Here is a 12,099-nt window from a genome sequence, read left to right on the forward strand (position 1 = left end):
CGTACTAGAACTTGTTCTAGAAATTCCGTCGATCAGTGATGGAACCCGTGGGTGGCGTGTGGCGTCGGCATCGGCGTGTCGAGGCTGTCCAGGTATTCCACCGAACTGCGCAGGTCGCGCATCAACAGGTCTGCCAAGTCATGCGACAGGCCGTTGCGCACCACGATCCGTTGCACCCACTGATCGGCGAGATTGTCGGGTAGCGGGTAGGCGGGCACCTGCCAGCCGCGTTCGCGCAACTGAGTGGACAGGTGATGCAGGTTCCAGTTGTCGGAGTGTCCCGGTGCGAGTTGCCAGGCGAAGACCGGGATGTCGCTGCCATCGCTGCGCAGCACGAACTGGTCCATCGCGCCGATCTGGGACGACAGCGACATCGCGACGTCCTGGCAGTTCTGCTGGACTGCGCGGTAGCCCTCGAAGCCGAGCCGGAGGAATTGGTAGTACTGCAGCAACACCTGGGCGCCCGGCCGGGAGAAGTTGATGGCGAAGGTGGGCATGTCGCCGCCGAGATAGCTGACCCGGAACACGAGGCTCTCGGGGAGCAACGATGCGTCCCGCCAGACCACCCAGCCGATGCCGGGGTACACGAGGCCGTATTTGTGGCCGGACATGTTGATCGACGCGACCCGGTCGACGCGGAAGTCCCATTCGAGATCGGGCTGCAGGAACGGGGCGATTGCCCCACCGGAGGCCGCATCCACGTGGATGGGGATGTCGAGGCCGGTGTTCGCCTGGATCTCGTCGAGGGCGGCGGCGATCGCGGTGACCGGCTGGTACGCGCCGGTGTAGGTGACGCCCATGATCGGTACGACGCCGATGGTGTTCTCGTCGACGTAGGACGCGAGGTCGTGGCCGTCGAGGAGGGGATGCTCCTCGGAGATCGGTACATACCGGGCTTCGATCTCGAAGAAGTTGCAGAACTTCTCCCAGCACACCTGGACCGCCGACGACATGATCAGGTTCGGGGTGCCGACGGGTTTGCCCTCCGCCTTGCGGCGTTCGGCCCAGCGGCGTTTGAGCGCCATGCCGCCGAGCATGGCCGCCTCCGACGAACCGATGGTCGACGTGCCGATCGCCTTGGTCGCATCCGGCGCATTCCAGAGATTGGCAAGCATTGTCCAGCAACGGGTTTCGATCGCAGCGGTCTGCGGGTACTCGTCTTTGTCGATCATGTTCTTGTCGGCCGACTCGAGATACAGCCGATTGGCGTGATCGTCCATCCAGGTCCCCACGAAGGTGGCCAGGTTCTGGCGCGCGTTGCCGTCGAGCATGGCCTCGTCGTGGACGATCTGATAGGCGGTCTCCGGCAACGATTCGGTCTCGGGAAGTGTGAAGCGTGGGAACTCGGTGGCTTCGCCACTGCGGGTGAACAGCGGGTTCGCCGAGACCGGAAGGTCGGCGACGTCGTTGCGATCGACTTTCAGGTGATGTTCCATCGGCTCAACGTACGCCGAATCGATGCCTGACCGGCTCATCCTTCGGGCATGATTGTGCAAGCGCGCGCGGGCTGTTCATCCGTGCGCGCATGATGGTCGGTGACGGGGTCAGTAGTGACGTCGGTAGCGCAAGGGGTGATGGGTGCATGCAACGTCTCAGCGGGCTCGATGCGTCGTTTCTCTATCTCGAGACGAGGTCGCAGCTCATGCACGTCATCGGTCTCATCGAGATCGATCCGAGCACGATGCCGGGTGGTTACAGTTTCGTCAAGCTGCGCGACGAGCTCGAGCGGCGCATCGGAGCGATGCCCAATTTCCGTCGCAAACTGGATAATTCGCTGCTGAACATCGACCATCCGGTCTGGATCGAGGACGAGGACTTCGACATCGAACGTCACGTCCACCGTGTCGCGGTGCCCGCCCCGGGCGGTGAGGAGCAGGTGGCCGAGCTGTGCGCCCACCTCGCCGGCCAGACCCTCGACCGCGGCAAGCCGTTGTGGGAGTTGTGGGTCATCGAGGGACTCGCACAGGGCAAGGTCGCCGCGATGCTCCGCATGCACCATGCCGGGGTCGACGGGGTGACCAGCGCGGACCTCCTCGCCGAACTCTGCACCATGACGCCTGAGGCACCCGATCTCGATGCGGACAAGATGAAGGAGACCGCAGGCGGATCGTCGCGGACGACGATGGCGTTGACGGGGGCGGTCAATTACTTCGTCCAGCGCCCGATCGCGATGGCCAAACTCCTCCCGGAGACCGTCGGGGTGCCGATCGAATGGTTCCGCCGCACCCGGGCGAAGACCGCGATGCCGGTTCCGTTCCAGGCGCCGCGTACCCGCTTCAACGCGCCGATCACACCGCATCGCTCACTCGCGGTCACTCAGCTCTCCCTCGACGACGTCAAACGGGTCAAGAACCGTTTCGGCGTGAAGATCAACGACGTCGTGCTCGCCATCACCGGCGGTGCGATGCGCAGTTATCTCGAACAGCACGACGAGCTCCCGGAGCAACCGCTCGTCGCCATGGTGCCGGTGTCGGTGCACGGAGCGGACGAGAGCGCGCTGGTGACCGGTGGCACCAACAAGGTCACCGGCATGTTCACGCTGTTGCCGTCGAATCTCGACGACCCGGTCGAGAGGGTCGAGCAGGCATCGGAGATGGCTCGCAAGTCGAAAGAGCATCACGCCGACATCGACGCCAACATCCTTCGGGCGTGGGCACAGTTCGCCCCCGGGACCACCATGTCGACGGTGATGAAGCTCTACGGCGATCGCGGACTCTCGCTGGCACATCCGCCGGTGTTCAACGTCCTGGTCTCCAATGTCGCGGGCCCCGACTTCCCGCTCTACTTCCTCGGCTCGCGGGTCACCGCGGTCTATCCGCTCGGGCCGATCTTCCACGGGCTCGGACTGAACATCACCGTCTTCTCCGCCGACGGCCATCTCAATGTCGGCATCCTCGCCTGCACCGATCAGGCCCCGGATGTCCAGGCGATCGCCCGTGCCTTCGACGAGCAGCTCAAGCAGTTGCTCGAGCGGTGCGACTGATCTACCTCACCGGCCGGGAGGTCGGCTCACAGGCTGTCGAGCCAGGCACGTGAGCTCGCGTCGGACGGCGACCGCCAGTCACCGCGCGGCGACAATGACCCACCGGAACCGATCTTCGGGCCGTTGGGCATCGCGGTGCGCTTGAACTGATTGCTCATGAACCGCTTGAGGAAGACGATGAGCCATCGCTCGATGGTTGTCGGGTCGTACTCGTTGCGGCGCTGGGTGATGATCATCTCCGACCACGCGCCCCGTTCGCGGTCGCCCCAGGCCTGTGCCGCCAGGTAGGCGATCTTCGCCGGGCGATAACCGAATCGGGTCAGGTAGTACAGGAAGAAGTCGTGCAGTTCGTACGGTCCGACCGTGTCCTCGGTGCTCTGGATCGCGCCGTCGTCACCTGCCGGAACCAACTCGGGGGAGATCACGTCGTCGAGGATCTCGGCGAGGGTGTCGGTGGTCTCCTGCGGGTAGGCGCTGGTCGTGATCATCCACCGGATGAGGTGCTGGATCAGGGTTTTCGGCACCGACGAGTTGACGTTGTAGTGCGACATCTGGTCGCCGACACCGTAGGTGCACCAGCCCAGCGCGAGTTCGGAGAGATCACCGGTGCCGAGCACGATGGCGCCGTGGTGATTGGCCAGCCGGAACAGGTGCGATGTCCGCTCACCGGCCTGGACGTTCTCGAACGTGACGTCGTAGACCTTCTCACCGCGGGAGTACGGGTGCCCGAGGTCGGCGAGCATCTGTTCACACGACGGCCGGATGTCGAGTTCCGTGCCGCTGACCCCGAGCGAGTCCATCAGCACGTGGGCGCGCCGCAATGTCGCGGTGCCGGTGGCGAATCCGGGCATCGTGTAGGCGAGGATGTTCTGCCGCGGCAGCCCGAGGCGATCGAAGGTGTCGACGGCGACCAAGAGCGCCAAGGTGGAGTCGAGTCCGCCGGAGACGCCAATGACGATCTTCTCGATCCCGGTGGCGCGCAGCCGCGCCGCCAGGCCCTGCACCTGGATGTTCCCGACCTCCCGGCAGCGGAAGTCGCGATCGGCCGAATCGGCAGGGACGAACGGGAATCGCGGCACCTCACGGCGCAGCGTGTCGTCGACCTCTTCGGTGGCCCCGAGTCGGAACCGGATGCGGCGCAGCGGTTTCAGGTCGCCAGCGTAGTCGCCCACCTGATCGCGCAGGCTGATCATCCGCATCCGCTCCTGCCGGAGCCGGTCGAGATCGATGTCGGCGGTGATGCGCTGATCGGTCATCGAGAACTGTTCCGTGCGGGCCAGGAGCGTACCGTTCTCCGAGATCAGCGCGTCGCCGTCCCAGGCGAGGTCGGTGGTGGACTCGCCGAATCCCGCGGCCACATAGACGTGGGCAGCGACGCATCGGGCGGAATGGCTGGTGCACAGCGACTTCCGGTATGACTCCTTGCCGACGGTGACCGGGCTGCCGGACAGGTTGGCCAAGACCGTCGCACCCGCCAATGCCGCCCAGGTGCTCGGCGGGATCGGCACCCACCCGTCCTCGCAGATCTCCAGATGCACGGCGAAGCCAGGAAGGTCGTCGGCCTCGAAGATGAGATCCGGACCGAACGGTACCTCCGCGCCCATCACCGTGGCGGTGGTGACGGCGGCGTCGCGGGCAGCGGAGAAGTACCGCTGCTCGTAGAACTCCCGGTAATTCGGCAGATACGACTTCGGGACAACGCCGAGGACCGCCCCGTCGTGGACGACGGCTGCGCAGTTGTAGAGACCGTCGCCGACCACCAGGGGCAGGCCGACGGCGATCAGTGGGCGTAACCCCGTGCTCGCCTCGACCACTGTCTGCAGGCCGTCCAGGCATGCGTCCAGTACGGCGTCCTGCTGGACGAGGTCGTCGATGCTGTACCCACACAGCCCGAGTTCGGGGAACACCACCAGCGCGGCGCCGTCATCGGCAGCAGCGCGGAGTGCATCGACCGTTCGTTCGGCATTGCGCGCCGGGTCGGCGATGGAGACGGTCGGAACCGCCCCGCTCACCCGCGCGAATCCGTGCTCGTAGACTGACACACCCCGAGCCTAATGGGTCAGAGGCCGAGGTCTTTCGCGATGATCGTCTTCATCACCTCATTGGTGCCGCCGTAGATGCGCGAGACCCGGGTGTCGGCATACAGTCTGGCGATCGGGTATTCGACGATGTAGCCGTATCCGCCGTGCAACTGCAGGCATTTGTCGATGACACGTCCGGCTGTCTCGGTTGCGAACAGCTTGGCCCGCGCCGCATCCGGCACGGAGAGTTCGCCTGCGTTGTGCAGTTCGAGGGCGCGGTCGACCAGATGCCGGATCGCCTCGACCTCGGCCGAGCATTCCGCCAGGACGAATTTCGTGTTCTGGAACGACGCCACTGGGCGACCGAAGACATCACGGTCCTTGGTGTAGTCGAGCGCGTGCTGCACGGCTGCGGCCGCGGTTGCCGCGGCGCCGATGGCGATGGTGAGCCGCTCCTGCGCGAGATTGTGCGTGAGGTACGAGAAGCCCGCACCCTCCTCACCGAGGCGGTCCTCCACGGGCACCTTCACCGAGCTGAACGACAGTTCGGCGGTGTCGGAGGCCTTGAGTCCGATCTTCTCGAGTTTGCGTCCGACGGCGTAACCCTCGGAGGTGGTGTCGACGACGAGGATCGACAGCCCGGCCCGGCGGTTCTCGCTGTCGAACGGCGACGTCCGGCACACCACCAGGACCCGGTCCGCGAGTGCGCCGCCGGTGATGAACGTCTTCGCACCGTCGAGGATGTAGTGGCTGCCGTCCTCGGACAGCTTTGCGGTGGTGGAGATGTTCGCGAGGTCCGATCCGGTGCCCGGCTCGGTCATCGCGATCGCGAACATGATGTCGCCGGAGCAGAATCCGGGAATCCAGCGCTGCTTCTGGTCGTCGGTCGCGTGCTCCATCAGGTAGGGCAGGATGAGGTTGCTGTGCACGGAGTAGCTGCCGAAGGTGACCCCGGCGGCCGACGTCTCCTCGGCGATCACCATCGAATAGGTGAAGTCTGCGACGCCGCCACCGCCGTATTCCTCCGGTGCCTCGATGCCGAGCACGCCGAGATCGCCGAGCCGGTTGTAGAACTCGCGCGGCGGGTGTCCCTGCTTCTCCCACTCGTGGTACTCGGGTGCCACTTCCTTGGCGATGAACTCACGGATGGTCTTACGAAAGGCCTCGTGGTCGTCGGTGAAGATGCTGCGCTGCACGTGTTCTCCCCTTTACTTCTCGCGGTATTCGCGGAGTAGTCCTTTGCTGATGATCTGTTTCTGGATTTCGCTGGTGCCTTCGCCGATCAGCAGAAAGGGTGCTTCGCGCATCAGGCGTTCGATCTCGAATTCGGTGGAGTAGCCGTAGCCGCCGTGGATGCGGAACGAAGCCTGGGTGACCTCGGCGCAGTATTCGCTGCACAAGTATTTGGCCATGCCGGCCGCGACGTCGTTGCGTTCGCCGGAGTCTTTGAGGCGGGCGGCGTTGACCAGCATCAGATGCGCGGCCTCGACCTTGGTGGCCATCTCGGCCAGGCTGAAGGCGATCGCTTGATGCTCGGCGATCGGTTTACCGAAGGTAGAACGTTGCTGGGCATACCGTACGGCCAACTCGAAGGCCCGCTGGGCGATCCCACAGGCACGCGCGGACACATTGACCCGACCCACCTCGACGCCGTCCATCATGTGGGCGAATCCCTTGCCCGGGTCACCGCCGAGGATATCGACGGCCTGCGCCTGGTAGTCGTCGAAGATGAGTTCGGTGGTGTCGATGCCCTTGTAGCCCATCTTGTCCAACTTTTTCGGGATGGTCAGCCCGGGTAGCACCTCCCCGAAGCCGGCCGGCTTCTCGATCAGGAACGTGGTCAGATTCTTGTGCGGTTTCTCCTGTCCCTCGTCGGTACGCACCAGCGCGGCGACCAGGGTGGAGGTGGCACCGTTGGTCAGCCACATCTTCTGACCACTGATCGCATAACCGCCGCCTTCACCGGTGCGTGTGGCGGTCGTGGTGATCGCGGCGACATCGGAACCGAGTGCGGGCTCCGACATGGAGAACGCGCCACGCACGTCACCGGTGGCCATGCGTGGCAGGAAGCGCTGTTTCTGCTCGTCGGTGCCGTGCTGACGGATCATGTAGGCGACGATGAAATGAGTGTTGATCACCCCCGACACACTCATCCAGCCCCGGGCGAGTTCTTCCACACACAGTGCGTAGGTGAGCAGTGATTCGCCGAGGCCCCCGTACTCCTCGGGGATCATCAACCCGAACAATCCCATCTGACCCATACCATCCACAATCTGCTGCGGATAGGCATCTGCATGCTCGAGCTCTTGGGCGACCGGAATGATCTCCTTGTCCACAAACCGGCGAACATTCGCCACGATCTCAGACTGGATCTCGGTCAATCCCAGGGTTTGTGCGAGGCGGGTCATCTGACCTCTTCTTCAGTCGGCGGGTTCTTGTCGTCTGGGCGCTCGGCGGTGGCCGAGGCACACCGGTGAACCCTCTCAGCATGCCTGCAGCTCGTGCTCGACGGAACAACATGATCGGCTATCGATGGGTTAGCGGGAGCCAATGATGCGTGGCGTGGGGTACGAACTGCCGACTCATCGACAGTGACAGTCCCACCTCTCGCCGATCTCCCCTTCTGCACTGCGAAGGAGTCCCCGGCGCCGACCACCACAGTCGATCCGGACGCTGCGATCCAGCACTTTCCGGTGGCGACGGTGTTGGTGTGCGCGGTGATCGCATTCGTCCTGGTCGATCCCGTACGTGACGAGGTGCTGGTCCGGCGAGGCCGGGTGGTCAGCAACGGCCCGCCCATAGGTTGGGGCTATCCGACCGTGAGCGTGAACCGACTTGTCATCCACCCTGCTTCATGGTCGATTCAAGTGGGGCCCGATGACCTCACCACAGCCATCCGATTCACCGTCAGTAGAAGGAAGTCCCATGCGTGATGCAGTGATCGTCGACGCCGTCCGCACGCCGATCGGACGCCGTCGCGGCGCCCTGTCGGGAATCCATCCCGCCGACCTGTCGGCGCACGTACTCGAGGCCCTCGTCGAACGGACCGGCATCGACCCGTCGGTGATCGATGACGTGGTCTGGGGTTGCGTGAGTCAGACGTCCGAGCAGGCCACCAACATCGCCCGGACCGCCGTCCTCGCCGCCGGATGGCCCGAATCGGTGCCCGGTACCACGGTCAGCCGCGCCTGCGGGTCGAGCCAGCAGGCGGTCAGCATGGCTGCGGCGGCAGTGATCTCCGGTCAGCAGGACGTCGTGGTCGCCGGTGGCGTCGAGTCGATGAGTCGGGTGCCGATGGGGAGTGCGGCGCCCAACGGCGAGAATCAGCCGGCCACCGTGCTCGACCGATACGGCGTGGACCGCTTCAGCCAGGGGGTCGGGGCCGAGATGATGGCCGAGAAGTGGGCGCTGAGTCGTACCGCCCTCGACGAGTTCTCCCTACGGTCCCATGAGCTCGCCGCGACCGCTGCCGACAACGGTGCCTTCGACGGACAGCTCGCCCCCATCACAGGGGTCCTCGAAGGTGACGAGGGAATCCGCCGTGGGGGCACGCTGGAATCGATGAGCACTCTCAAGCCGGCCTTCAAAGACGACGGGGTCATCCACGCGGGCAACGCCTCCCAGATCTCAGATGGTTCCGGCGCGCTGCTCGTGATGGGCGACGACACGGCGAAGGAACTGGGCCTCTCACCGATCGCACGGGTGCACACGGCGGTGGTCGCCGGCGACGACCCGGTCATGATGCTCACCGGCCCCATCGCCGCGACCGCGAAGGCACTCGAGCGTTCGGGCCTCTCGATCGCGGACATCGGCGCTTTCGAGATCAACGAGGCGTTCGCCCCGGTCCCGCTCGCGTGGCAGATCGAGACCGGCGCGGATCCGGTGCGGGTCAATCCGCTCGGTGGTGCCATCGCCGTCGGCCACCCACTGGGCGGTTCGGGAGCGATCCTGATGACGAGGCTGATCCATCACATGCGCGACAACGGAATCCGGTACGGCTTGCAGTCGATGTGCGAGGCAGGCGGCATGGCCAACGCGACCATTGTCGAACTCGTCTGAACACCTAAGGAACACAATGGAACTCAAAGGTCAATCCTTCGCCGTCACCGGTGGCGCATCGGGATTGGGACTGGCCACGGCGAACCGCATCGCCGATGCCGGCGGGCAGGTCACGTTGATCGATCTGCCCACCTCCGACGGCGCAGCCGTCGCCGACCAACTCGGATCGGCGGCGAGCTTCGCCGCGGCCGACATCACCGATCGTGAGCAGTTCGCCGCCGCGCTCGACATCGCAGACGAGCGCGGCGGTCTGCGGGGGCTGGTGCACTGTGCGGGCGCCGGACGGCGGATGCGTGTGCTGGACAAGGAAGGCAATGCGGGGTCGGTCGAGGACTTCGAGTTCGTGATCAAGCTGAACCTCGTCGGCTCGTTCAATGCCTTGTCGCTGGGTGCCGAGCGGATGGCGCGGCTCGACGAACTCGATGGTGAGCGCGGCTGCATTGTGCTCACGGCCTCGGTGGCCGCCTTCGAAGGGCAGATCGGTCAGATCAACTACAGCGCCTCGAAGGCCGGCATCGTCGGCATGACGATCGTCGGGGCGCGCGATCTGGCGAGCAAGCTCATCCGGGTCAACACGATCGCCCCGGGCACGATGGACACCCCGCTGCTGGCCCGGCTGCGCGACGACGTCCGCGCGTCGCTGGCGGCCGGCATCCCGAATCCGTCTCGCCTGGGCAAGCCGTCGGAGTTCGGACAACTCGCGGTCTCGGTCTTGGAGAACAGCTACCTCAACGGCGAGACGATCCGCCTCGACGGTGCGATCCGGATGGCACCGCGATGAGCGAGGCGTCGGCAACGGCCGCAGACCGGTCCACCGAATGTCACGGGTCCACCGCACTTCACTATCCCGACGTCCCGGTGGCTGCACTGCCGCCGAGCATGGCGCGGATGTACGGCGGTCGGGCAGCTGTGGTCGACGGCGACCGGGTGGTGAGCTATGACGAACTCGATGTGGAAACCAGTCGTGTCGCCGCGGCATTACGGGCCTCCGGGGTCGGCGACCGTGACGTGGTCTTGCTGCATCTTGCCAACAGCATCGAGTTCGTCGTCGCGTACTACGGCTCCCTGCGCGCCGGTGCCACGGTCACCCTCGTCAATCCGCTCCAACCGGTGCCCGGGTTGCGGGCGCAGCTCGCGGAAACCGGCGCGGTGGCCGCCTTCACGGGAGCCGAGCAACTCGAACGTCTGCTCGACGCGGCCCGCGCGACACGCCTGCTCGCCGTGGTGCTGGCCGAGGCCGACGCTTCGTCGGCACCCGTTGGGGTGGTGACGCTCGCGGAGTTCACCGCGGGCCACTCCGTCGCCCCGATCACCTCGGTGACTTCCGCCGACGTCGCGCACCTCGCTTTCACGGGCGGCACCACCGGAGTCTCCAAGGGCGTTCAGGTGTTGCACCGCAATGTGATCGGAAACGTCACCCAGATGATCGGGTGGCGTGCCGGGCACGCGGTGATGGAGGGCGACGACGGGTACGTCCAGCTCCGATCGCGAGGTGGAGAGAGCCGGGGAGTGGTCCCCGGCGCCGCCGCCACGGTCGTGGTGTCGCCACTTTTCCACGCGCATGCCCTCATCAACATGTCCTTCCTGCTGCTCTGTGGCGCCACTCAGGTGCTGGCGGGCAGGTTTGACGCGTCGAAGATGCTCGAACTGATCGAACGCCATCGCGCGACCTACATCACCGGCAGTCCGGCGATGTGGCACGCGTTGGCCACCCACCCAGACGTCGGAATCCGTGACCTGTCGTCGGTTCGGGTGGTGTCATCGGGCGCCGCGCCCATCGACCGCGTGACGCTCGACCTGCTGCAGGCGGCATTCCCCTCGGGAGCGGTCGTCGAGGGCTACGGACTCACCGAGGCAACCTGCCTGGTCTCGTCGGCACCGTTGACGAGTGACGGTCAATACCGGCTCGGCAGTGTGGGTTTGCCGACGTTTGACACCACGGTCGAGATCCGTTCGGTCGATGACCCGCACACGATACTGTCGGCGGGAGAACGTGGTGAGCTGTGGGTCCGTGGGCCCCAGGTCACTGCCGGCTACCTGAATCACCCCGAGATCACTGCCGCCCAGTATCTCGACGGATGGCTCGACACCGGGGACATCGCCTACTGCGACGACGATGGTTACCTCTACATCTGTGACCGCGCCAAGGACATGCTGATCTACAAGGGCTACAACGTCTATCCGCGCGAGCTCGAGGAGATACTCGTCACCCATCCGGATGTCGCTTCCACGGCCGTGGTCGGTCGTGAGGCGGGCAGCGTCGGCCAGGAACCGGTCGCGTTCATCGTGCCCAAGGACGGCCACGTGGTCGACGAGGAACTCGTCCGCGGTTTCGTCGCCGAGCGGGTGTTGCCGTACAAGAAGATCCGCGACGTCATCGTCGTGGACTCCCTGCCGACATCGGCGGCGGGCAAGATCCAGAAGGTGGCATTGCGCGAGCGGCTCGCACCCACGGCCCGCTGATCGAGCGGCATCGGTTGCCACTCGATCAGCGGCGGCCCTGCATGTTTCACACTGTGGAGTTGTCAAGGAACGGTTGCGGTGTTCGCCGCTGATCGGGTAGGTCTGCCGGATTGGCGTTGCCGGTGTCGAGTGTGCTTGAGGACGGAGCCTTTTCAGGCGGCAGTCGGTAGGTTGTCGACGGTCATGGTGCGCCGATTGTGGGCGGGTATGGGTTGTCGTCGTGGGTCGAGGGTCGCCGGTGGGATGAGCCAGGGATGTTTGTCGAGGCCGATGGTGACGTCCCAGCCGTTGTGGTGGACGTCGGCGTGACATGACGGGCAGAGTAGACAGCCGTTGGCCACGGTGGTCTCGCCGTCGTCGGCCCAGTGCACGATGTGGTGGGCCTGGGTGCGGGCGGCCGGTGCACCGCATTTGATGCAGCAGCGATCACGGATATAGAGCGCCTTGCGCATCGCGGCGGTGAACAGTCGCTTGTCGCGGCTGATGTCGAGGGGAACTGTGGTTCCCCCAGAGTCGTGGAGGGCTCCTCTATGCGGCTTCGGGCTCGGTGAGTGTTGCGTTCTCGTAGTCGAC

Annotated in this window: 10 protein-coding genes; 5 read left to right on the top strand and 5 right to left on the bottom strand. The window is 65.3% G+C overall.

Annotation, left to right across the window (positions count from 1 at the left end):
* Positions 1 to 32: 32 nt before the first annotated feature.
* Positions 33 to 1,436 (bottom strand): glutamate decarboxylase, encoded by a 1,404-nt coding sequence (locus ACLQ3I_RS23250; RefSeq protein ID WP_425805163.1) that lies wholly within the window; start codon positions 1,434 to 1,436, stop codon positions 33 to 35.
* A 146-nt stretch (positions 1,437 to 1,582) separates the two neighbouring features.
* Between ACLQ3I_RS23250 and ACLQ3I_RS23255 the strand changes: the two genes are divergently transcribed.
* Positions 1,583 to 2,983 carry a WS/DGAT/MGAT family O-acyltransferase gene (locus ACLQ3I_RS23255; RefSeq protein ID WP_425789158.1) on the top strand — a complete coding sequence of 467 codons (1,401 nt, stop codon included), beginning with the start codon at positions 1,583 to 1,585 and terminating at the stop codon, positions 2,981 to 2,983.
* A 26-nt stretch (positions 2,984 to 3,009) separates the two neighbouring features.
* On the opposite strand, the gene ACLQ3I_RS23260 is transcribed toward ACLQ3I_RS23255, so the two are convergent.
* Genes ACLQ3I_RS23260 through ACLQ3I_RS23270 form a run of 3 tightly spaced genes read right to left on the bottom strand, consistent with a single transcriptional unit; the run spans position 3,010 to position 7,412 of the window.
* Entirely contained in the window at positions 3,010 to 5,025 is a 2,016-nt protein-coding gene (locus ACLQ3I_RS23260) for an NAD(+) synthase (RefSeq protein WP_425805165.1), read from the bottom strand.
* Between the two features lie 17 nt (positions 5,026 to 5,042).
* Positions 5,043 to 6,200 carry an acyl-CoA dehydrogenase family protein gene (locus tag ACLQ3I_RS23265; RefSeq protein WP_425805167.1) on the bottom strand — a complete coding sequence of 386 codons (1,158 nt, stop codon included), beginning with the start codon at positions 6,198 to 6,200 and terminating at the stop codon, positions 5,043 to 5,045.
* 12 nt (positions 6,201 to 6,212) lie between these two features.
* The gene (locus ACLQ3I_RS23270) at positions 6,213 to 7,412 is read right to left on the bottom strand and encodes an acyl-CoA dehydrogenase family protein (RefSeq protein ID WP_425805170.1); all 1,200 of its coding nucleotides are present in this window, start codon (positions 7,410 to 7,412) and stop codon (positions 6,213 to 6,215) included.
* Positions 7,413 to 7,595: 183 nt separating this feature from the next.
* Here ACLQ3I_RS23270 and ACLQ3I_RS23275 point away from each other — a divergent pair, with 183 nt between their 5' ends.
* From ACLQ3I_RS23275 to ACLQ3I_RS23290, 4 genes are read left to right on the top strand one after another with little or no spacing between them, the layout of a single operon-like run.
* Positions 7,596 to 7,937, top strand: a complete 342-nt coding sequence (locus ACLQ3I_RS23275; protein WP_425805173.1) for a hypothetical protein — start codon at positions 7,596 to 7,598, stop codon at positions 7,935 to 7,937.
* Positions 7,930 to 9,063, top strand: a complete 1,134-nt coding sequence (locus tag ACLQ3I_RS23280; protein WP_425789151.1) for a thiolase family protein — start codon at positions 7,930 to 7,932, stop codon at positions 9,061 to 9,063. The genes ACLQ3I_RS23275 and ACLQ3I_RS23280 overlap by 8 nt, the downstream gene beginning before the upstream one ends.
* Positions 9,064 to 9,079: 16 nt before the next feature.
* Entirely contained in the window at positions 9,080 to 9,844 is a 765-nt protein-coding gene (locus ACLQ3I_RS23285; RefSeq protein WP_425805175.1) for an SDR family NAD(P)-dependent oxidoreductase, read from the top strand.
* A complete protein-coding gene (locus ACLQ3I_RS23290; RefSeq protein WP_425805178.1) occupies positions 9,841 to 11,526 on the top strand; it encodes a class I adenylate-forming enzyme family protein in 1,686 nt (561 codons plus the stop codon). Before ACLQ3I_RS23285 ends, ACLQ3I_RS23290 begins: the two co-directional genes overlap by 4 nt.
* 152 nt (positions 11,527 to 11,678) lie before the next feature.
* Here ACLQ3I_RS23290 and ACLQ3I_RS23295 read toward each other — a convergent pair.
* Positions 11,679 to 12,099: HNH endonuclease (locus ACLQ3I_RS23295; protein WP_425805181.1), on the bottom strand; the 421-nt coding region annotated here is incomplete at its 5' end.

The organism is Gordonia sp. DT101 (genome assembly GCF_049844895.1).
In the GTDB taxonomy this organism is placed as follows: Bacteria; Actinomycetota; Actinomycetes; order Mycobacteriales; family Mycobacteriaceae; genus Gordonia.

Coding starts and splice junctions, on each gene's coding strand:
- ACLQ3I_RS23250 (WP_425805163.1), bottom strand. CDS start 1,436: ATGGAACATCACCTGAAAGTCGATCGCAACGACGTCGCCGACCTTCCG.
- ACLQ3I_RS23255 (WP_425789158.1), top strand. CDS start 1,583: ATGCAACGTCTCAGCGGGCTCGATGCGTCGTTTCTCTATCTCGAGACG.
- ACLQ3I_RS23270 (WP_425805170.1), bottom strand. CDS start 7,412: ATGACCCGCCTCGCACAAACCCTGGGATTGACCGAGATCCAGTCTGAG.
- ACLQ3I_RS23280 (WP_425789151.1), top strand. CDS start 7,930: ATGCGTGATGCAGTGATCGTCGACGCCGTCCGCACGCCGATCGGACGC.
- ACLQ3I_RS23285 (WP_425805175.1), top strand. CDS start 9,080: ATGGAACTCAAAGGTCAATCCTTCGCCGTCACCGGTGGCGCATCGGGA.
- ACLQ3I_RS23290 (WP_425805178.1), top strand. CDS start 9,841: ATGAGCGAGGCGTCGGCAACGGCCGCAGACCGGTCCACCGAATGTCAC.